Source organism: Shewanella sp. 553, assembly GCF_059338375.1.
Window position 1 is genome coordinate 1,320,562 of the sequence record NZ_CM181701.1, and the last position, 20,594, is coordinate 1,341,155.

The window sequence follows — 20,594 nt, forward strand, 5'->3', positions numbered from 1 at the left end:
GCGATGATCTATAGATGCTAACTTTTTTGTTGTTAACATTCTGTAGTTAAGTTTAAGGACTAGAGTTTATGGAATATCTTATACCGTTTGTTACGGTTTTTTGTCTAACGTGTGTTGCAATCAAAGTACTACATCCGGTTGCGCAACGAGTAGGTTTAGTCGACCTACCTAATGACAGAAAATTGCATGTTGGAGCCATACCATTAATTGGTGGGGTTTCAATATATTGCAGTGTCTTACTGGTTTCGACTATCGTTGTTGAGCAGAGCCAGTTGTTCAATCTTTACCTCATCTCAGCTGCACTCATTTTGTTTTTAGGTGTACTCGATGATAAATATGACTTATCAGTTCGCGTTAGGATCGCTGCTCAGGTCATTACTGCATCAATCCTTGTTTTTGGTGCCGGACTGTACCTCACTTCTCTCGGGCATATTACTTACTTCTTTGAACTTAAACTTGGATATTTAGGTGTCTTGGTGACTGTAATAGCAGTCATTGGTGCTATTAATGCTTTTAACATGGTTGATGGGATTGATGGCTTAGCAGGTATGTTGAGTGTAGTTACATTTTCATCCCTTGCATTGCTCTTCTATTTAGCTGGCAATAGTTGGTTTATGCTCCCGCTACTTTTCATTGGTGCAATCATGGCTTACCTTCTATTCAACTTGCGTTGGCCATTTCAATCATTTGAAAAGATATTTATGGGTGATGCTGGTAGTATGCTAATTGGCTTGACCGTTGTGTGGCTATTAGTAATTGGCGTGGAAGCTGATATTCAAGTCTTTACTCCTGTTACAGCACTTTATTTAATTGGCATTCCACTAATGGACATGGCAGCAATCATGTACCGACGCAAGAAAAAAGGGTTTTCACCATTTAAACCCGATAGGGATCATCTTCATCATATATTCGAAAGAGCAGGTTATAGTCGAAAACAGACATTAATGCGTATCTCTTTGGCTTCAGCTGCTCTCGCTGTTATTGGTATTGGTGGTGACAGATTTAACGTGCCAGAATGGATTATGTTTATCGTTTTTTTAGTTATTTTTGCTGGTTATAACTGGGCATTATCGCATGTGTGGCAAATATTAACTTGGTTCCGAAAAAACTGATATATCGCGCGCTGTCAAATATACTAAGCGAATTTTCATGTGGTATATTTTATTGATATTTATATTAAATTATGTTGGCTGTTTAGGTGCTCGCATGGCTAACAGCCATTTTACTCTCTACTAAAGGCATCGCTAAAGACAAGTTACTTTCTGTTCATAAGCCGTTTGTTTTATATACAGCTAATTAAACGTCAATTACTTGATGAAGTACAATCTATCTGCCCTAAAGATGTTACCATTATGCATGTGCGTCAAGGTGAGGCTAAAAGGCCTTGGTCATGCGGTGTTATGTGCTAAACCTTGTATTGGTAACAACCCGTTTGCAGTGGTTCTCCCTGATGTGATTTTGGATGAGTATAGTGCTGACCAAAAAACTGAAAACTTGGCTGCGATGATAGCGCGTTATAAAGCCACATTAGCCAGTCAAATTATGGTTGCGCCAGTGCCTGAGGACGAAGTTAACAAGTATGGTATTGCAGACTGCAATGGCGCTGATATTGCCCCTGGTGACGCTGCAAAAATTAAGGCAATGGTTGAAAAGCCTGCAGTTGATGAAGCCCCGTCTAATCTTGCTGTTGTAGGTCGTTATGTACTGTCAGAAAAAATTTGGGAACTGCTCGCTAGAACCCCTGCGGGTGCTGGCGATGAAATACAGCTCACCGATGCAATCGACATGCTGATTGAATCGGATACTGTCGAAGCCTTCAATATGACGGGTAAGTCTCACGATTGCGGTGATAAACTCGGTTACATGACTGCCTTTGTTGAATACGGTTTGCGCGACGCTAAATTAGGTAATGGTTTTAAGCAGCAGGTTAGCGCATTGCTGGACGGTATTTGAATCTTTTAGTTTGGCGTTACGCTAATACACAGAACCTTATTTAGGCCTTGAGTTACGCTCAAGGCCTTTTTATTTTTTTACTCATCAACAGCACGTTAGTAAGCAATCTGGAAAAATAACTAGCACAGCACGCTAGTTTTTGTTCTGTGGAGCATTTTACTTTTTTGAGGGTGGTGGTTTATTACAATAGTCGTGCACGCTCAATTATTAAGCGTCTATTAAGCGTATTGTTATTGTTTAATACACAAACTTGGCTAGCGATGCGAGAATAGTCAGCACTACTCAAATGTTTCGATTCATAATGCTCTTTCTGATGTAAATCTCGTTAGAGCATTGATACTGATTTAAGTAAAACTTTACCTTAATGGGCTGTAAGGAAGTACGTAAATGAAATTTTTAATTACTGGGGGGGCAGGTTTTATTGGCTCTGCAGTTATTCGGCATATTTTAAAAAATACTGATAACTCAGTAGTTAATGTCGACTGTTTAACTTATGCTGGTAACTTAGAATCCCTAATTGATATTGATCAAGACGAGCGTTATGCATTTGAAATCGTTAATATTTGTGATCGCGCCGAGCTTGAACGAGTTTTTACCGAACATAAGCCGGATGCAGTTATGCACCTCGCGGCTGAATCTCATGTTGATCGCTCAATCACAGGGCCTGCTGCTTTTATTCAGACCAATATTGTCGGTACCTTTACTTTGCTCGAAGTAGCACGAGCATATTGGCAACAGTTACCAGATACGGCCAAGCAAGTTTTCCGTTTTCATCATATCTCGACCGACGAAGTATATGGCGATCTAGAGGGCACCGATGACTTATTTATCGAAACCACGCCTTATCAACCTTCAAGTCCTTATTCAGCGTCTAAAGCCTCTAGCGACCACCTTGTACGTGCTTGGACAAGAACCTATGGTTTTCCGGCGATTGTGACTAATTGTTCTAATAATTATGGTCCTTATCATTTTCCTGAAAAACTCATCCCATTGATGATCCTCAATGCCTTAGAGGGCAAGCCGTTACCGGTTTATGGTGATGGTATGCAAATTCGAGATTGGCTCTATGTCGAAGACCATGCTCGTGCACTCTATAAAGTGGTCACAGAGGGCGTTGTGGGTGAAACCTATAATATTGGCGGTCACAATGAGAAGGCCAATATTGAGGTGGTTAATACCATTTGCAGTTTACTTGAAGAGTTAGTCCCCCATAAACCTCAAGGTGTAGCTTTGTATGCTGATTTAATTACTAAGGTCGCAGACCGTCCAGGCCATGATGTTCGCTATGCTATAGACGCGTCGAAGATCGAACGCGAGCTTGGCTGGACACCGCAAGAGACGTTTGAGTCGGGCATGCGTAAAACCGTTGAGTGGTATTTAGCCAATAAACAATGGTGGTCGCGAGTGCTAGACGGCTCATATTCGGGTGAGCGTTTGGGGTCGTTAACAGGAGCGGTTAAATGAAAGGCATAGTATTAGCCGGTGGTTCAGGCACGCGTTTATATCCACTGACGCGTGGCGTCTCTAAACAATTACTGCCCATTTATGATAAACCCATGGTGTTTTATCCTATTTCAATCCTCATGTTGGCCGGTATTCGCGAGATATTAATCATCTCGACACCAGAAGATTGTGATAGCTTTAAGCGCTTATTGGGTGATGGGGCTGACTTTGGCGTCCAGTTTGAGTATGCCGTACAACCTAGCCCTGATGGACTGGCGCAAGCGTTTATCATAGGTGAAGACTTTATTGGCGATGACTCGGTGTGTTTAGTGTTAGGTGACAATGTTTTCTATGGACAGTCCTTTTCTAAAACGTTGCAGAGTGCGGCAAAACGTGACGTTGGAGCCACAGTATTTGGCTATCAAGTGAAAGATCCTGAGCGCTTTGGTGTGGTTGAGTTTGATGATGAGATGAAAGCGGTGTCGATTGAAGAAAAGCCCCTCAATCCCAAATCTAACTATGCCGTAACAGGTCTGTATTTCTTTGATAATCGCGTGGTAGACATGGCAAAACAGGTTATGCCCTCTGAGCGCGGAGAACTTGAAATTACCGCTATCAATGAGATGTACCTTAACGATGGCTCACTCAATGTTGAGTTACTCGGTCGTGGATTTGCTTGGCTTGATACCGGGACTCACGAAAGCCTGCATGAAGCCTCTTCTTTTGTGCAAACCATTGAGAATGTACAGGGGCTTAAAGTGGCGTGTTTAGAAGAGATAGCTTGGCGTAATGGCTGGCTGACGAGTGAGCAGGTGTTAAACATTGCTAAGCCTATGATGAAAAATGAATATGGCCAATATCTTACTCGGCTCGTTACAGAGAAAAACAGGTAATTTTATAGATGAAAATACTGGTTACTGGCTGTAATGGCCAAGTCGGTCGCAGTTTAACAAGGTTGCTTGCTCAACGTGACGATGTGGTGGTGATTGCTGCCGATAGAGATACCTTAGATATTACCGATAACAGCGCGGTAGAGGCGTTTGTATTGGCTAATGTACCCGATATTATTATTAATGCCGCGGCGTACACCGCGGTCGATAAAGCGGAAGATGAGGTTGAGTTAGCGTTTGCCATCAATAGTGATGGCCCTAAGTTTTTAGCGTTAGCTGCACAACAGATAGGTGCGGCGTTATTACATATTTCCACCGATTATGTGTTTGCTGGTGATAAACAAGGGCTTTATCAAGAAAGTGACAGCCCAGCCCCGCAAAGTGTTTATGGTAAGAGTAAACTTGCTGGTGAGCGTGCCGTCATGCAGTCGTGTGATAAACATATCATTATGAGAACCGCTTGGGTGTTTAGTGAGCATGGTAATAACTTTGTCAAAACCATGCTTCGCCTAGCCGACATGCGCGACAGTTTGAGCATAGTGGGCGATCAGTTTGGCGGCCCAACGTATGCCGGCGATATCGCCAGTGCGCTGATCACCATCGCCGATGCGATTGCTACGCAAGAGCAGGTTGAATATGGTGTTTATCATTATTCAGGTTTACCGCATGTGAGTTGGTATGAGTTTGCCGACGCTATATTTGATATTGCGGTTAATGAGTCGGCTATCTCTAACAAGCCCAACTTAACTTCGATCCCCACTCAAGAATACCCCACACCGGCTAAGCGCCCTGCTAATTCAATGTTAGATACGGCTAAAATTACCCAGCACTTCGGTATTGAGGCGAGCGACTGGAAACAGGCGCTTAATACCAATATACACGCATATAAAGGTTGATAGTTACGTTATGAAGGTTATTGATACAGCGATCCCAGATGTAAAAATTATTGAGCCGACGGTATTTGGTGATGAACGTGGTTTCTTTATGGAAACTTGGCATCAACAGAAATTTGAGCAGCTAGTCACAGGTCAACCTACCACTTTTGTGCAAGATAACCATTCTAAATCTAAAAAAGGGATTTTGCGTGGTCTGCATTACCAAACTGAAAATACTCAAGGAAAGTTAGTACGTGTCGTATCAGGTGAGGTGTTCGATGTCGCGGTTGATATTCGTAAAGGTTCACCAACGTTTGGCCAATGGGTAGGTGAATACTTATCGGCTGACAATAAACGTCAATTATGGGTACCCGAAGGATTTGCTCACGGTTTTTATGTCACCAGTGACGAGGCGGAGTTTGTCTATAAATGCACTAACTTCTATCATCCTGAGAGTGAAATTTCGATCGCCTGGAATGATGCTGACATTGGCATAGCGTGGCCTATGAGTGCTGAATCACCCATACTCTCGAGTAAAGATTCAACGGCAATGAGCCTGCAAGCATACATCAAAGCGCATTGTTAATCGGGTAAGCAATATGAGCTAGAGCAGCTTATAGGAATGACAGTCATCATAGCTAATTGTTTAAAGGTGAGTTTTAGGTGGGTGTCATTAGTTATGTTTTTTTGCGTTATGTTATGAAGTTAACTTTCGAGTTTTAGCCATTTTCTAAATTCAAATGACAAGTCTTATGGCTTAACTTTAAGTTATCTATCCTTTTGTTTTAATTGTTTCTTGGTCTTTTAATGAATAAAAAAGTTGTTGTATTAATCTTATCTACTACTCACTCTGTTTTTAATGAATTCAAAGTCGCAATTCGAAACACATGGATGCAAGATCTGAAGGAGGCGGGTGTACCTTGCTTTTTCTACGAGGGCGGGGCAGATAGTGCACATTTAGATAAGGATACAATTAAGCTTCCGTGTCCCGATACCTTACCTCACAGCGCCGAAAAATTACGTCTTGCGCTGCAGTTTGTCCATCAAGAACTGGGCGAAACTCAAATCCTCTACCGAACGAATCTCTCTTCCTTTATTGATGTGCCTGTCTTTTTATCGGTACTGGATAACATACGAGAGCCTGAAACTGCTTATCTAGGCTTAACGAGTAAAGCCAATCTTATTTCTGAGTATTTTTATGCTAATCAGACGCTTAAAAATATTGTGAGCAGTACTGGTCTGCGAAATAATGTTTATATTTGCAGTGGTGCTGGGGTATTTATTGGTCAAAAGCATATTCACTCAATCATGAATACTCATAGATATGACAGATATGTTGATGATGTGATGGTGCGTTTGTGTGTTGGTTATAATCCCGACCGCACGGCACATGTTGATCGCTTCGATTTTGTATCAGGAAAAGATCCCCGTTGCAGCCAAGCCGTTTATGACGAAAGGATGAGCAATGGTTTGTTTCATTATCGTTTTAAAACAGATAACCGCGTTATCGATGCTTTAATGCTGCAGTTTTTTGCCGATCCCAAATTAAGGCAAAAAATGTGTATTAACCCTGAGCTTGATGGTTAATCTGTAACCCTCCCTTAAAATCAGAATGTTTTAAATAGAGTTTTCCATTTACACTAAACGATTTGACTGAATACCAGCGTTTTGAATCGCTTGCGGGTACTCAATTTTGGCGTTTGGGTGGCGAAATGCGCGCTACTGATTGGGTTGCTCTTCGATTAGGCGTATCCGCCCCATGAACCCACGGGTCGATATTGTTAGTGTTTGAAGTTCCAAGGTAAGAGTGCATCGATATCTGGCTCAGCTTTCGCCAGCTCTTTCATGCACTTGACCATATAGTCATAGAGGATAAGCCCATTAGCTTTCGCAGTCTCGACGATGCTGTAAAGCATTGCGCTCGCTTCAGCCCCGTTAGGATTAGTCGAGAACAGCCAATTTTTTCTGCCAATGACTAACGGTTTAATTGCCCGTTCGGCTCGATTATTGTCTATCGATAAATGACCGTCATTGATATAGCGGACGAGCTTCGGCCATTGTCCGAGTGTATATTTTATCGCTTTACCTAGTGGGCTAGACTCTAACACCTGTTGAGTCGTCATCCACTCGTACAACTCATCTAGTATCGGCTTAGCATGCAGTTGACGTTCTGCTTTCCGTTTTTCAGCAGACGTGCCTTTTAAGCGTGATTCTATCCCATAAAGCTTCTGGATTTTAGCCAGTGCTTTATCGGCTTTACCCGACTTACCTTTGCCTTGAAGCTTCTTAGCCTCCATGAACTTGCGCCTGACATGCGCCAAGCAACCCACATTGGTCACTTGATGAAGTCCATCATAGGCACCATAGCCATCGGTTTGCAGATAACCACTATAGTCCCCCAAGAAGGCAACAGGGCACGCCCTCGCGCGACTGCTTTGATAGTCGTACAAGGCGATATTCTTTACATTGGGCAGTGCAGCCTCAGGTGAGTCCGCCCCAGAGCAGTAGAGCCACATGTAGCATTGTTTATCTTCCTTGAGGACATTGAGCGGCGTTTCATCCGCCTGAACCACCACTTGCTCAAGTAAGTGCGCTTTCAGGGCTGCATAAAGCGGGGCGAACTTCTCACTGACTTGGATAACCCACCTAGCCATGGCTTAGCTCATAAGCTTCGTAATTCTTTAAGAAATGATGATATTGTTTGTCGGCTTGGTGGTGATGAATTCTTTATTATTCTGCCTAATACAAGCCATTTTGCTGGAGTTCATATTGCCGAATTGATTTGTAAAGAGGTTTCTGAACTTAGAGTCCCTACTGGTGGTGACCCTTGGCATGGTAGTATTAGTATTGGTGTCGCAAGTAAACAACCGTATATGAAATTCTACCAAGAGTTAATTAAGGAAGCCGATAGAAGTTTGTATTTAGCTAAAGAAGCTGGAAGAAATTGTGTAAAAGCAATTGGTAAATAAGAGTTGTAGTGGTACGGTGAATTCGGGTACTAATATAATGAGTTATTCAGTATCAGACTATACCAAAGAGATGTTACGAACCATTTTAAAAAGTGCGGCCACAGGATAAATTTTTAGAGATAATCTCTATTTTTAAGTATTTATTAGAATAGGTGATGGTCGAAAGAAAGAGCAACTTAATCCAGATTTTATCAACTAAGCTCGGTCTGCCACCTGTGAGTGAAAGTGAGATCAGAGGTTTATAATTTTGTAGTAAGGTTTTGATTTTTCGATGCGTCCTTCTTGTAGTAGGTCATTAAGTATTCGTCTATAAGTCCTTGTGGTTATTCCGAGCTTTTTAGCGCCAAGGGTTGTCGACAGCTTAAAAAAATCATCATTAGCGCGACTTTTAGCATCGAGTATTTGATTAATGATACTCACTCTAGTTGATTGCGTGATGTTTTTAATGAGTTCGTGCATATTTCTATTATATCTTTTAGTGATCAAAGATGTAATGTATATAAACACGTCAGGATTATCGCCGAGTATGGTTAAAAAGTTGGATTTTGAGATTTTATATAGGCTGCCTGGCCTATTTGCTCTAACACTAAATAATGAGTTGTTGTTTTCTTGAAAAAATTCCATTTCACCAAGAAATCCGGTGTAATTATCTTCAACCTTGAGGATGAATTCATTTCCACATACATTGACGTAAGATATCGTTAAGCTGGCATTTGTACAAAATATCAAGTTTGAAACCTGACTTTTTTGTCTGAGTAAGTAAACGTTTTTTTCATAGTTAATTGCAGTCAAACCTATTGACTTAACCATATCAACAATGTTCATGTTACTTTAATCTAACTGTACATTAGTGTTGCATCAATACTACGCTTTTGCTTTAGTCAAATCAATTTTTATAAAGTGGCTCTATTTATGAGCCACTTTATAATGAACCAAGAGGGAGGGTTAGAGCGTTACTGCGGTGTCTAAAGCCACTTTAACCATTTCATGTAGGTCCGTTCTACGTTCGTCGGCACTCAGGTGTTCTTGACGTGTAATATGATCGGTTACAGTACACAGGCCAAGGGCATGACATTGATGTTCGGTTGCAAGTGAATAAAGCGCGTTTATCTCCATTTCAACACCAAGCACTCCATTTTTTGCCATCAGTTGGTAATCACTTGCATCGGGTCGATAAAATAAATCAGATGAAAATACACTACCGACTTTATACTCAATTGCTGTTTTTTGTAGTTGCTCATGGCACGCCTGCAATAAATCAAAGCTGGCGACTGCAGCAAAATCATGATCTAAGAACCGAGTTCGATTCATTTTTGAATCGGTAGATGCGCCGATCGCGACGATTAAATCTTTCAATTTGACATCATCTGATATGGCACCACAACTGCCGACTCTAATGAAGTTCTTTACTTGATAAGTCGTCATTAACTCATTGAAATATATCGCTGCAGAGGGGGCTCCCATACCATGGCCCATAACCGATATTTGTTTCGATTGATACATACCAGTAAAACCGAGCATGCCTCTAACGTTGGTGACTTCTTTTACATTGTCTAAGTAAGTTTCTGCTATTAACTTGGCTCGTAAAGGATCACCTGACATAATGATTGTTTTAGCAAAATCCCCGAGCTCAGCATTTATATGTGGAGTAGACATTTTTGTACCTCGAATATTACATTAATGATATTAAACCGCCTGCAATGGTTCCAGACATTAAGTTTGCTAGAATAGAGGCTAAAAGCACTCTTGGACCAATTTGTGAAATAAGCTCTCTTTGATCTGGGCACATTGCACCAATTCCACCTACGACCATGGCGAGTGAGCCCATATTTGCGAATCCACATAAACTGAAGATCACGATTGCCTGTGTCTTTTCTGATAATGAAGACGATACTTCTAGAAAGTTGATATAAGCAACAAATTCATTGACGACAATCTTCTGCCCTATAATTGATCCTGCTTGTATGGCTTCAGACCAAGGCACACCCATCAGAAACGTTAATGGTGAGAGTAAATAGCCAATTATCATTTCTAATGTGAGATTCTCTATACTAAATAAGTCTCCAACAGAGCCGACAATACCATTAAGTAACGCAATTAATGCCACAAAGGATATTAATAGTGCTGTGACAGTGATGACCTGATTCATTCCCATTAAGGAGCCACTTGAGATAGCATCGAGTAGCCCTTTCGATTTATCGGCATCTTCTATTTCAATCTTATTTTTGACTAAATTGGGATCTGTTTGAGGGCACAACAATTTAGCAAACAATAAACCTGCAGGAGCCGTCATAAAACATGCGGTTAAAATATATTTTGGGTCAATCCCGAGATTAATATAACCAACCATAGTCCCCCCCGCGACACTAGCTAAACCACCGGTCATCACTGCAAACAACTCCGAGCGAGTCATATTTTTAACTAACGGACGGACCATAGAAGGTGCTTCGATTGGGCCAACGAAAATATTAGCGGTGGCAGATAGCGATTCAGCCTTACTTGTTCCAAGTAATTTTGATAGGGCTCCACCGAAAATATTAATAATAAATTGCATTATTTTCAGATGGTAAAGGACAGATATTAAAGCTGAAATAAATACAACAACACACAACACATTGATAACGAATATAAAGCCTACTTTATAACTCGCTAAATCACCAAAAACAAAGGTTAAACCCGCATTAGAAAATGCTATGACATTATTAACCCCATTACTCATGCTTTCTAGAATCGATACACCGATTGGCACATACATAACGAAAGCACCAAGTAATATTTGAAGTATTAACGCTCCTGCAATGGTTCGAAAGTGAATACTTTTTCTATTTTCAGAAAATAATATACCAATAAGTATTAGTACAGTAACTCCGATACAGCTCATTAAGGTCGACATAAGTAGTGAGTCCATTTTTTATTGTCTTTAAATTATTCCTCAAATTTTTACAAAAAAAACGGACATTTTTCCGCTTTGCAATATTTTTATTACAAATGCGAGGTAAAGACTTAACCTATTTTAATCAATTGGTTAGCTTAGTTTTTTGGCTGAGGGTATCTGTTTCTTTTTGAGCTTGAGAACGTTCAATCAACAATGGCGAATGAGGTACTAATGAACATTTCCTAAATTAACAATTGATTAGCTCCAGGCTATTGAGGGGGAACATGCCAAAAATGCCTTTTGAGTATCTGACGTCAGGAGCTGATACGTACAGACTGTTTTGTTGCTGGATTTCGACGCTGCAAAAGGGGGGAGATGCCTATATGGTTTGGCTTACACGATGGTAATTTTGTGGTGAGCATTTTGTAAATGTTGATTTTGGTTTTAATTTTTGGCTCTAAGAGGGCATGGTGAAAAGCTGGTCAAATATAGTAGACTAGAACGCAACTTTTTGATCCAGGAAATAAGATTTATCATGAAATTTCTTGTTGATGTTCATGCGCATACCATTGCTTCCACTCATGCTTATAGCACCATACATGATTACCTTAGTGTGGCGAAAGAGAAGGGGGTTAAACTGTTTGCTATTACCGATCATGGTCCCGATATGGCCGATGCTCCCCACTTTTGGCACTTTGTGAATATGCGCGTGTTACCTAGGGTCGTTGATGGTATTGGTGTACTGCGTGGTATCGAAGCCAACATCAAAAATGAACTCGGCGAAATTGATTTTTTTGGTGAATATTTGCAAGCCCTCGATATTGTACTGGCCGGTTTTCATGAGCCGGTTTTTCCGCCCTCCACTAAAGAGGCTCACACTCTGGCGCTCATTAACGCGATTGAAAGTGGCAATGTCGATATTATTTCTCATCCCGGCAACCCAGCTTACCCAATTGATATTAAACGTGTCGCAGCGGTCGCAGCTAAACATAATGTGGCGCTTGAAATAAACAATTCCTCTTTTTTAACATCAAGAAAAGGCAGTGTGGATAATTGCACTGCCATTGCTAGTGCAGTCAAAGAAGCCGGTGGGTTACTGGTGATGGGCTCTGATTCCCATGTCGCTTTTGACTTGGCAGGTTTTGATAAGTCGGAAGAGATTATTGAGGCGGTGGGTTTTCCAATGGAACGTTTACTCAACCGTAGTCCTGAAGCCTTGTTGCATTTTCTCTTGGAAAGAGGGCATACATCGCTTGATGAATACGCTGTTTTAATCGAATGACATATCGTAGCGCTTAGGTTTGATTCGACGTGAGTTGAGCTTCATAAACTTTGGGGGGCTTCACTATGTTGTTTCAAACCAAGTGCCTAAACATTAAGGGCTTAATGTTAAATTAACGCGTGCTGATACCCCACAGTAATACGCTTTTCTTACGGCTCTGTTAAAGAGCCTACCTATGAGCTTGATCATATTTCCTAGCAAAATCATTCTGTAATTCTTGCCTTTTAAATAACACTTGGCGATTATGCCAAATGAGAAAGTAAAAAGAGACATAGCCATGACAGAACAAGAGCAATTGAAACTCAATGCTCGTGCTGCGGTACTTAAGGCATTAGCCCATCCGACGCGTTTGTGGTTATTGGAACAATTGCAACAGCAAGAATATTGCGTTTGCGATCTTACTGATGGTGTTAAAGCTGATATCTCAACAGTATCCAAACACCTATCAGTATTAAAGCAGGCGGGGATTATTAGTAGCCGCCGTGACGGGAAACAGATTTATTACCGTCTAGAAACCCCATGCTTATTAAAAATGCTGGGTTGTGTAGAAGCCGTAATAGCGAAAAACGCTCAAGATTTGGCTGCACAGGTTAAGTCTTAGTTTTTAGCTAGAAACACTTAGAAGAGACGTGATATGAAAATAGAAGTATTAGGAAGTGGGTGTAAAAAGTGCACCAATTTAGCGACAGATATTCAACAAGTTGCAAAGGACTTAGCCATCAACATTGAGTTAAGCAAAGTCACTGATATGGCTGCCATACTCGATTATGGTGTCATGTCGACACCGGCTATCGTTATTAATGGTGCAGTGGTGTCGGCAGGAAAAGTACCGTCTCATCAAGAGATTGAGCAGCTGTTAACGCAAGATCCTAGCCAATAGGGCTGATCATGTTCGTTAATGAAAATCACAAAGGCTTTTGTTGTAAGTTTAAGTGCTTACGTGAATACAACGAGTTGCTGCATAGCTTAGCCTAGCGCCGTTTCAAGCGGCCAAAGGCTTCTATGCTGCAGATTGTGGCTGAACACTCAAGTTTGAATTGCTCGCAATTTATGGTTTTGCAACTCAGGTGCTCATCGACGCCATATTACTGCTGGTTTACTAAGTCTTTTTTATGGGGTAGAAGATGTTAGTGTGGTTTACTGTATTTGCAGATTGGCTCGTTTACGATGTAGTCGGGTTGTCGAATCAAACTCAACTTGGTCAGGCGGTACACTTTTTTATTGAAGACACCACTAAGATTTTCGCTCTGCTGATTATCATGATTTATGCCATTGGTTGGTTGCGAGCCTCGCTAAATATTGAACGCGTTCGCGGTTATTTATCCAGTCAACCAAGAATGGTTGGCTATGGATTAGGGGCTGGATTTGGTGCGATAACCCCGTTTTGTTCTTGCTCTAGTATTCCCGTTTTTTTGGGGTTTACCTCTGCAGGGATCCCCATTGGCATTACTATGGCGTTTTTGCTCACATCACCGTTGATTAATGAAGTCGCTATTCTATTACTATTTAGTCTGCTCGGATTCAAAGTCACCTTGCTCTATACCGTGATCGGCATCTGCATTGGTATATTAGGCGGTGCATTACTGGATCTGCTCAAAGCCGAGCGTTGGCTGCAACCTCTAGCCGCTAAGGCTTATGCAATGGGACAAGAGCAATCTAGTGGAATAAAAGGCCAAGCAGCATCGTTAACAACAGCATCTGCTGTCAGTTGGCAGCAGCGCCATCAGTTTGCCAAATCTGAAACTGTTGAGATATTTGGCAGAGTATGGAAGTGGGTCATTATTGGTGTTGGTTTAGGTGCAGCCTTGCACGGTTTTGTGCCAGCGGGTTGGCTTGAAGCCAACTTAGGTGATGGGCAGTGGTGGTCTGTTCCGCTTGCTGTGCTGATGGGAGTTCCACTGTATGCAAACGCAACTGGAGTGATCCCTGTAATAGAAAGCTTGTTATTACAAGGTGTGCCATTGGGAACCACATTAGCATTTTGTATGAGCACAGTTGCTGCCAGTTTTCCTGAGTTTGTGATGTTGAAACAAGTGATGCAGTGGCGTTTGCTAGTATTATTATTTTTTATTTTATTAGTGTCTTTCACTGTAATGGGGTGGCTATTAAACTTGATCCCGTTAGCCTAACTTGGTGTAAGTGCGATAAATCAAGGGGATTATTCAGCCTGACGCCTTCAGGGGATGTTACTTTTACAAGCCGACAATTGTCTATGTCCCCTTATCACCTAACATGGTATTCATTCATTGCTGCTTTTTGATACTGTTTAAATTCACCGTTTTTACTTTCATTACTTCTTATTTCTTTTTAGTATAAATAAATTAATATTTATAACTTCTAAATCGTATTGGTACTGTTATTATTCTTTCAATGCCATCACTTGGTGAGCCTATCAATGTTTTTGCTTGCGCATAAACGAGTCTATTAATAGGTAAGCTTGCTGATTAGCCAATTGATATAATTGATATTATACGGAAACCGATATGTCTACAGCGCAAACTCATTTGAAACAACTCGAAGCGGAATCGATTCAGATCATGCGTGAAGTTGCCGCAGAATTTGATAACCCAGTGATGCTATATTCTGTCGGTAAAGACTCCTCAGTATTGCTGCATTTGGCCCGCAAAGCCTTTTATCCCGGTAAGATCCCGTTTCCTTTAATGCACATCGATACCAACTGGAAGTTTAAAGAGATGATTGCGTTTCGTGATCTGATGGCGAAAAAGTATGGTTTCGATTTGATTGTGCATAAAAATCCGCGCGGATTAGCCATGGACATCTCGCCCTTTACCCACGGTAGTGCCAAGCATACCGATATCATGAAGACAGAAGGGCTTAAACAAGCACTTGATATGCATGGCTTTGATGCCGCCTTTGGCGGTGCCCGTCGTGATGAAGAGAAATCACGTGCTAAAGAGCGAGTCTATTCGTTTCGTGACAGTAAGCATCGCTGGGATCCTAAGAATCAACGCCCCGAATTATGGAATATCTACAATGGCAAGGTCGATAAAGGCGAGAGTATTCGCGTGTTCCCCCTATCGAATTGGACTGAGTTAGATATCTGGCAATACATCTATCTTGAAGGTATTGATATACCGTCTCTTTATTTAGCCGAGCCTCGCCCTGTGGTGAAGCGCGATGGCACGTTGATCATGGTTGATGATGAGCGTATGGCACTTGAGCCCGGTGAAATGGTGGAGCACAAGATGGTGCGTTTTAGGACCTTGGGCTGTTATCCACTCACCGGCGCAGTGGAGTCGAATGCGACCACCTTGCCTGAAATTATTCAAGAGATGTTGCTGTGCATCACCTCGGAGCGCCAAGGACGAGTGATCGATAACGACTCAGCCGGCTCGATGGAAAAGAAAAAGATGGAAGGCTACTTTTAGGCCGCCGCTCCGCAACCGTAAAAATGCCTTAAGTGTGCCGTTCACCTACAGAATATGAGAAAGATCATGACAACAGAACAGACGTTATTGCAAACCGATATCGAATCCTATCTTAAGCTGCATGAAAACAAAGATATGTTGCGTATCTTGACTTGTGGCAGTGTGGATGATGGTAAGTCGACCCTCATTGGTCGCCTGTTGTTTGATAGCAAGATGATTTTTGAAGATCAGATGGCGGCCATAGAGAAAGACTCTAAACGTTTTAATACTACGGATGATGCGTTTGATCTGGCGTTGCTGGTCGATGGCTTGCAATCTGAGCGTGAGCAGGGGATCACCATTGACGTGGCTTATCGTTATTTTGCTACTGAGCAACGTAAGTTCATCATTGCCGACACCCCAGGCCATGAACAATACACCCGCAATATGGCGACCGGGGCCTCGACTTCGGACTTAGCCATTATTCTTATCGATGCACGCCACGGGGTGCAGGTACAGACGCGGCGTCACAGTTATATTTGCTCGCAGCTTGGCATTAAACACGTGATCATCGCGATCAATAAGATGGACGCGGTGGGGTACGACCAAGGTGTGTATCAAAGCATTAAAAAAGCCTACCGTGAATTTACCCAAGACTTGGCGTTTACGGATGTACGTTTTGTGCCGATTTCGGCATTAAAAGGCGATAACGTGGTTAATGAAAGTAGCCATATGACTTGGTATCCAGGCTCTACCTTACTCAAATTGCTTAATACGGTGTCAGTTGAGCAGGATAAGAGCGACTCATTTCGTTTCCAAGTGCAGTATGTTAATCGGCCTAACCTGAACTTTAGAGGTTTTTGCGGCACCTTGGCGTCGGGCGACATTCGTGTGGGTGACACCATTGCCGCCTTGCCCTCTGGTAAAGAGAGTCGCATTAAATCGATTGTGACCTTTGAGGGAGAGCTTGAGAAAGCCGTGGCGGGTCAGGCGGTAACCTTAACCTTAACCGATGAAATAGATGTCAGCCGCGGCGATATGTTGGTGCGTCCACATGATAAACCCAACTCTAGCGCGCATTTTGAAGCCGATGTGGTGTGGATGACCGAAGAGCCACTGTGTGTGGACCGCGAATATGCTATCAAATTAGGCAGTAAGTCGGTTTATGGCTTTGCAGATGCGATTAATTATAAGGTTGATATTAATAATTTAACCCAACATCCGGCGCAGCAGTTAGCACTTAATGAGATGGGGAATTGTCATTTTTCACTGACAGAGTCGGTGCAATTTGATGCCTATGACGTTAATCGCGATACCGGGGCGTTTATCATTATCGACCGATTAACCAATGTGACGGTTGGCGCCGGAATGATCCGCAAGGCGATTGATGCCGCTAAGGGTAAAAAGCGTGCGATCTCCGAGTTTGAACTTGAGATGAATGCCTTAGTGCGCAAGCACTTTCCCCATTGGGGCGTTAAAGATATCGCTAAGGCTTAAGACGCCTTTAAGAGAAAGCTAAGTCGTAAGTGGAAGCGGTAAGCGAGTAAGTCAGCTTACCGCTTATCGCCAGCCGCTTTGAGCCGCATAAAGATAGGACACTATGACACTAAACGCCTACCTCACTATTGCCATTTTTGTTGCGACCATTGTCGGTTTAGTGCGATTTCAAAACCGACCCGCACAGGTATTTGGTGTCACCCTGCTGGTGCTAGTGGCCTTTAATTTGGTCACCAAAGAGCAGCTGTTAGCGAGCATGTCTAATCCCGGTCTGGTGACCTTGGTGTTGTTGATCTTATGCTCCTTTGCCCTAGAAAAAACCCGTTTACTGCGTGTGATAGCATCCAAAGTGATCGTCAGTGGTTACCAAAGTACTTGGCTTAGGCTCTTTAGTATGACGGCGCTGAGCTCGGCTTTACTTAATAACACGGCAGTGGTGGCGACCTTGCTGTCGCCCATTCGTAACAACCCCCATCATATGGCCAGTAAGTTGTTGTTGCCACTCTCTTATGCGGCGATCCTTGGCGGCACGCTCACCTTAGTGGGCACCTCGACTAACTTGATCATCAACAGTATGTATATTGATGTATCGGGCCAGTCATTATCGTTTTTCTCGTTCACCGCCATTGGTACTTTACTGGTGTTGGGTTGTGGTGTTGTGTTGAGATTGGTGTCGGGCTGGCTGCCCAGTATTGCTCAACAAGAAACCAGTTCTAAGGGCTATTTTATCGATGCTAAGGTCATTGAGGGCTCTGAGCTCATTGGCCGTTCGGTAGAAGGCAATGGCCTTCGGCATCTCGAGTCACTGTTTTTGGTTGAAGTGGTGCGCAATAACCGCTTAATCAGCCCGGTGACACCAACAGAAGTATTGCAACAAGGGGATAGGCTCATCTTCAGTGGTGATATCACTAAGGTGATGCAGTTAGGGCAGTTCTCTGGGCTGGAGATGTTTGCCGAGAAAAATGGCTTACTCGACTCTAACCTCACCGAGGTGGTGGTCAAACAAGAAAGTGTGCTGGTGGGACGTACCATGAAGCGTGCTGGTTTTAGGGCCTTGTTCGATGCCGCTGCTGTGGCCATTCGCCGTGACGGTGAAGAGATCTCCGGTAAGTTAGGCGAGGTGACCATTAAAGCCGGTGATTTTTTAGTGCTGGCGGTAGGTAAGCGCTTCTTAACGCGGCGCACGGTAAGTAAAAACTTTATTGTGATCAGTGGCGTCGAGCCTGAGACTCGTATTAGTGGGGTTAAGGCATGGATTGCCATTGGCGGCTTTATGGTCACCATCATGTTAGCGGCTATCGGTATTATCGAGATGCTGCAAGGCATGCTATTGCTGCTCGGGGTGCTGCTCTTAAGTCAATGCCTTAATGTCAACGAAGTGGTACGCCGTTTTCCGGTCGATATTTGGCTTATTGTGGCATCAGCGATTTTATTGGCCCACGCCTTAGTCAATAGTGGTGTCGCAGAAGGGGTTGCCACTTGGGTTGCCAGCATCGCCGATAAACAGCATCTAATGTTGGCGCTCGTTTTAGTGTACGTGGTGACCTGGTTGATGACCGAGCTTATTACCAATAATGCGGCGGCGGCCTTGATGTTTCCTATTGCTTACAGCATTGCCTTGGGTTTTGGGGTGGATTTTTTACCTTTTGTTATGACGGTCGCCTTTGCTGCTAGCGCCAGCTTTATCAGCCCTTATGGCTACCAAACTAATTTGATGGTTTATAATGCGGGGCGCTATCGCTTAAGTGATTTTGTTAAAGTCGGTGTGCCCGTTAGCCTGACCTACGGCGCGATTGTGCTGACGACAGTGCCGCTGTTTTTCCCCTTTTAGCTAAAAGGATGTTGGTGGGATGCGTGATGATCGAGTGATCCAGAAGCTGTGAAGATCAGTGTTGAGCCTGTAAGCGTAATTTAATACTCAAGTGTGTGATTTTAAGGACTGCAAATGTCACCTTATAAAACCGTGGTAACAGAAGATAAATCCTCCGATGTAGTATGGCATCAGGCCAGTGTGTCGCATCAAGACCGCGTGGCAGGCAACGGGCATCAGGCGGCGGTATTATGGTTTACAGGCCTCAGTGGCTCAGGTAAATCTACGCTGGCCAATGCAGTCGATAAGATGCTGCATGAGCGAGGCGCCAGTACCTATGTGCTTGACGGTGATAATGTTCGCCATGGTCTCAATGGTGATTTAGGTTTTTCAGATAGCGACAGAGTGGAGAATATCCGCCGCATTGGTGAAGTTGCCAAGCTGTTTGTCGATGCGGGGTTATTAGTGTCGACGGCATTTATTTCGCCGTTTGCTACTGACAGAGCCATGGTGCGAAGTTTACTTAGCGACAAGCAATTTATTGAGGTATTTGTTGATACCCCGCTAGAGGTCTGTGAGCAGCGAGACCCTAAAGGGTTATACAAGCAGGCGCGCGCCGGCGAGATTAAACACTTTACCGGTATCGACTCGGCTTATGAAGCGCCGAGTGCACCTGATGTTCGCCTCGATACCGCGCGCCACAATGTGCAGCAATGTGCTCAGCAAGTCATTGATTATTTAATCGCGCAACAGCTCATTGGTGCACGTTAGAGATGCCAATTTTATGGCATACTCATCTTATTTTGCGCCCCTGCGCAGAGGTAAAGTAAATTGACAGCCCCCTTTAATCCCACTTGGTTAGCCCAGATTGTCGCCATTGCCGAGCAGGCAGGCGATGCGATTATGGCGATTTACGCGCAAGAGACGTTTGCTGTCGAGGCAAAATCAGATGATAGCCCTGTGACGGCGGCTGATATGGCGAGCCACCATGTGATTGCCGATGCGCTTGCCAAGTTAACGCCCGATATTCCGGTGATGTCTGAAGAGGCTGCCGATATCCCATGGGCCACGCGCCGCCAATGGTCGCAATACTGGTTGATTGATCCTCTCGATGGCACAAAAGAGTTTATTAAGCGAAATGGTGAGTTTACCGTTAATATCGCCTTTATCGACCATCATCAAGCTGTGGCGGGGGTGGTCTATGCCCCAGCATTAGCAAAGTGCTATTACGGCGCCGCAGGCCTTGGCGCTTGGTTAACCGATGGCGGCGAGCTGATTGATTTAACCTCGCTAGTTGTACCTGTACCCAAGGTGCCTCGGGTGGTGGGAAGCCGTTCGCATGTGAGCCCTGGGCTGGCAGATTATCTCGCCACGCTTGGACCACATAGCCTGTTAAGCATCGGTAGTTCATTGAAATTTTGCATGTTGGCCGAGGGCGCGGCAGAGATCTATCCCCGCTTAGGGTTAACTAGCGAATGGGACACCGCGGCGGCTCAGGCGGTACTTGAAAGCGCGGGCGGCGCGGTGATCAATCATGCTACAGGCTTACGCTTAGCCTATAACCAAAAAGAGACGATATTAAATCCTTATTTTATTGCTACGGCTAAACATTGGCCGATAAACTGATCCATT

19 protein-coding genes and 2 pseudogenes are annotated in these 20,594 nt (G+C 43.4%); 17 read left to right on the forward strand and 4 right to left on the reverse strand.

Translation table 11 applies throughout. The features are described 5' to 3' along the window. Positions 1-68 precede the first annotated feature (68 nt). The 7 genes and pseudogenes from wecA to AC5YBZ_RS05960 all read left to right on the forward strand — a co-directional run bounded on the left by wecA (position 69) and on the right by AC5YBZ_RS05960 (position 6,748). The gene (gene wecA, locus AC5YBZ_RS05930) at positions 69-1,112 is read left to right on the forward strand and encodes a UDP-N-acetylglucosamine--undecaprenyl-phosphate N-acetylglucosaminephosphotransferase (RefSeq protein ID WP_494543558.1); all 1,044 of its coding nucleotides are present in this window, start codon (positions 69-71) and stop codon (positions 1,110-1,112) included. A gap of 183 nt (positions 1,113-1,295) precedes the next feature. Continuing rightward, positions 1,296-1,953 (forward strand): annotated as a pseudogene (locus AC5YBZ_RS05935) (sugar phosphate nucleotidyltransferase); the annotation flags it as partial. A gap of 387 nt (positions 1,954-2,340) precedes the next feature. Further along, positions 2,341-3,417 (forward strand): dTDP-glucose 4,6-dehydratase, encoded by a 1,077-nt coding sequence (gene rfbB / locus AC5YBZ_RS05940; RefSeq protein WP_494543559.1) that lies wholly within the window; start codon positions 2,341-2,343, stop codon positions 3,415-3,417. Beyond that, positions 3,414-4,289: a glucose-1-phosphate thymidylyltransferase RfbA gene (gene rfbA, locus AC5YBZ_RS05945; RefSeq protein ID WP_494519612.1), complete on the forward strand. Its 876-nt coding sequence runs from the start codon at positions 3,414-3,416 to the stop codon at positions 4,287-4,289. The genes rfbB and rfbA overlap by 4 nt, the downstream gene beginning before the upstream one ends. A gap of 8 nt (positions 4,290-4,297) precedes the next feature. Continuing rightward, complete coding sequence (gene rfbD / locus AC5YBZ_RS05950; RefSeq protein WP_494543560.1) at positions 4,298-5,182, forward strand: dTDP-4-dehydrorhamnose reductase; 885 nt, start codon at positions 4,298-4,300, stop codon at positions 5,180-5,182. 10 nt (positions 5,183-5,192) lie between these two features. Beyond that, complete coding sequence (rfbC, locus tag AC5YBZ_RS05955; RefSeq protein WP_494543561.1) at positions 5,193-5,747, forward strand: dTDP-4-dehydrorhamnose 3,5-epimerase; 555 nt, start codon at positions 5,193-5,195, stop codon at positions 5,745-5,747. Between the two features lie 221 nt (positions 5,748-5,968). Next, positions 5,969-6,748, forward strand: a complete 780-nt coding sequence (locus tag AC5YBZ_RS05960) for a hypothetical protein (protein ID WP_494543562.1) — start codon at positions 5,969-5,971, stop codon at positions 6,746-6,748. Between the two features lie 194 nt (positions 6,749-6,942). Here AC5YBZ_RS05960 and tnpC read toward each other — a convergent pair. After that, positions 6,943-7,815 (reverse strand): annotated as a pseudogene (tnpC, locus tag AC5YBZ_RS05965) (IS66 family transposase); the annotation flags it as partial. On the opposite strand from tnpC, the gene AC5YBZ_RS05970 reads away from it, so the two are divergent. Next, positions 7,750-8,130: a GGDEF domain-containing protein gene (locus tag AC5YBZ_RS05970; RefSeq protein ID WP_494543563.1), complete on the forward strand. Its 381-nt coding sequence runs from the start codon at positions 7,750-7,752 to the stop codon at positions 8,128-8,130. The pseudogene tnpC and the gene AC5YBZ_RS05970 sit on opposite strands and share 66 nt — an antisense overlap. Before the next feature lie 231 nt (positions 8,131-8,361). Here AC5YBZ_RS05970 and AC5YBZ_RS05975 read toward each other — a convergent pair whose 3' ends face one another. The 3 genes from AC5YBZ_RS05975 to AC5YBZ_RS05985 form a co-directional block, all read right to left on the reverse strand. Next, positions 8,362-8,955 (reverse strand): Crp/Fnr family transcriptional regulator, encoded by a 594-nt coding sequence (locus AC5YBZ_RS05975; RefSeq protein ID WP_494519598.1) that lies wholly within the window; start codon positions 8,953-8,955, stop codon positions 8,362-8,364. Between the two features lie 120 nt (positions 8,956-9,075). Further along, entirely contained in the window at positions 9,076-9,786 is a 711-nt protein-coding gene (gene deoD / locus AC5YBZ_RS05980; RefSeq protein ID WP_494543564.1) for a purine-nucleoside phosphorylase, read from the reverse strand. 16 nt (positions 9,787-9,802) lie between these two features. Next, positions 9,803-11,023, reverse strand: a complete 1,221-nt coding sequence (locus AC5YBZ_RS05985) for a NupC/NupG family nucleoside CNT transporter (RefSeq protein WP_494543565.1) — start codon at positions 11,021-11,023, stop codon at positions 9,803-9,805. Positions 11,024-11,540: 517 nt separating this feature from the next. Between AC5YBZ_RS05985 and AC5YBZ_RS05990 the strand changes: the two genes are divergently transcribed. The 9 genes from AC5YBZ_RS05990 (at position 11,541) to cysQ (ending at position 20,588) form a co-directional block, all read left to right on the forward strand. Beyond that, positions 11,541-12,287, forward strand: coding sequence for a phosphatase (locus AC5YBZ_RS05990; RefSeq protein ID WP_494524803.1), 747 nt, complete (start codon positions 11,541-11,543; stop codon positions 12,285-12,287). A gap of 277 nt (positions 12,288-12,564) precedes the next feature. After that, on the forward strand, positions 12,565-12,888 hold the full coding sequence (locus AC5YBZ_RS05995) for an ArsR/SmtB family transcription factor (protein ID WP_494524579.1): 324 nt from the start codon (positions 12,565-12,567) through the stop codon (positions 12,886-12,888). 33 nt (positions 12,889-12,921) lie between these two features. Next, the gene (locus AC5YBZ_RS06000; protein ID WP_494524580.1) at positions 12,922-13,167 is read left to right on the forward strand and encodes a thioredoxin family protein; all 246 of its coding nucleotides are present in this window, start codon (positions 12,922-12,924) and stop codon (positions 13,165-13,167) included. 244 nt (positions 13,168-13,411) lie between these two features. Then, positions 13,412-14,416 (forward strand): permease, encoded by a 1,005-nt coding sequence (locus AC5YBZ_RS06005; protein ID WP_494519591.1) that lies wholly within the window; start codon positions 13,412-13,414, stop codon positions 14,414-14,416. A gap of 354 nt (positions 14,417-14,770) precedes the next feature. After that, on the forward strand, positions 14,771-15,676 hold the full coding sequence (gene cysD, locus AC5YBZ_RS06010; RefSeq protein ID WP_494543566.1) for a sulfate adenylyltransferase subunit CysD: 906 nt from the start codon (positions 14,771-14,773) through the stop codon (positions 15,674-15,676). Between the two features lie 66 nt (positions 15,677-15,742). Further along, positions 15,743-17,152: a sulfate adenylyltransferase subunit CysN gene (gene cysN / locus AC5YBZ_RS06015; RefSeq protein WP_494543567.1), complete on the forward strand. Its 1,410-nt coding sequence runs from the start codon at positions 15,743-15,745 to the stop codon at positions 17,150-17,152. Positions 17,153-17,255: 103 nt separating this feature from the next. Next, positions 17,256-18,983, forward strand: a complete 1,728-nt coding sequence (locus AC5YBZ_RS06020) for an SLC13 family permease (protein ID WP_494543568.1) — start codon at positions 17,256-17,258, stop codon at positions 18,981-18,983. Positions 18,984-19,097: 114 nt separating this feature from the next. Next, positions 19,098-19,733, forward strand: coding sequence for an adenylyl-sulfate kinase (gene cysC, locus AC5YBZ_RS06025; protein WP_494543569.1), 636 nt, complete (start codon positions 19,098-19,100; stop codon positions 19,731-19,733). Between the two features lie 60 nt (positions 19,734-19,793). After that, positions 19,794-20,588: a 3'(2'),5'-bisphosphate nucleotidase CysQ gene (cysQ, locus tag AC5YBZ_RS06030; RefSeq protein ID WP_494524585.1), complete on the forward strand. Its 795-nt coding sequence runs from the start codon at positions 19,794-19,796 to the stop codon at positions 20,586-20,588. Positions 20,589-20,594 lie beyond the last annotated feature (6 nt).

Bases quoted from the DNA above. Each gene is read 5' to 3' on its own strand.
- wecA (WP_494543558.1), top strand. From the start codon at position 69: ATGGAATATCTTATACCGTTTGTTACGGTTTTTTGTCTAACGTGTGTT.
- rfbB (WP_494543559.1), top strand. From the start codon at position 2,341: ATGAAATTTTTAATTACTGGGGGGGCAGGTTTTATTGGCTCTGCAGTT.
- rfbA (WP_494519612.1), top strand. From the start codon at position 3,414: ATGAAAGGCATAGTATTAGCCGGTGGTTCAGGCACGCGTTTATATCCA.
- rfbD (WP_494543560.1), top strand. From the start codon at position 4,298: ATGAAAATACTGGTTACTGGCTGTAATGGCCAAGTCGGTCGCAGTTTA.
- rfbC (WP_494543561.1), top strand. From the start codon at position 5,193: ATGAAGGTTATTGATACAGCGATCCCAGATGTAAAAATTATTGAGCCG.
- AC5YBZ_RS05960 (WP_494543562.1), top strand. From the start codon at position 5,969: ATGAATAAAAAAGTTGTTGTATTAATCTTATCTACTACTCACTCTGTT.
- AC5YBZ_RS05975 (WP_494519598.1), bottom strand. From the start codon at position 8,955: ATGAACATTGTTGATATGGTTAAGTCAATAGGTTTGACTGCAATTAAC.
- deoD (WP_494543564.1), bottom strand. From the start codon at position 9,786: ATGTCTACTCCACATATAAATGCTGAGCTCGGGGATTTTGCTAAAACA.
- AC5YBZ_RS05985 (WP_494543565.1), bottom strand. From the start codon at position 11,023: ATGTCGACCTTAATGAGCTGTATCGGAGTTACTGTACTAATACTTATT.
- AC5YBZ_RS05990 (WP_494524803.1), top strand. From the start codon at position 11,541: ATGAAATTTCTTGTTGATGTTCATGCGCATACCATTGCTTCCACTCAT.
- AC5YBZ_RS05995 (WP_494524579.1), top strand. From the start codon at position 12,565: ATGACAGAACAAGAGCAATTGAAACTCAATGCTCGTGCTGCGGTACTT.
- AC5YBZ_RS06000 (WP_494524580.1), top strand. From the start codon at position 12,922: ATGAAAATAGAAGTATTAGGAAGTGGGTGTAAAAAGTGCACCAATTTA.
- AC5YBZ_RS06005 (WP_494519591.1), top strand. From the start codon at position 13,412: ATGTTAGTGTGGTTTACTGTATTTGCAGATTGGCTCGTTTACGATGTA.
- cysD (WP_494543566.1), top strand. From the start codon at position 14,771: ATGTCTACAGCGCAAACTCATTTGAAACAACTCGAAGCGGAATCGATT.
- cysN (WP_494543567.1), top strand. From the start codon at position 15,743: ATGACAACAGAACAGACGTTATTGCAAACCGATATCGAATCCTATCTT.
- AC5YBZ_RS06020 (WP_494543568.1), top strand. From the start codon at position 17,256: ATGACACTAAACGCCTACCTCACTATTGCCATTTTTGTTGCGACCATT.
- cysC (WP_494543569.1), top strand. From the start codon at position 19,098: ATGTCACCTTATAAAACCGTGGTAACAGAAGATAAATCCTCCGATGTA.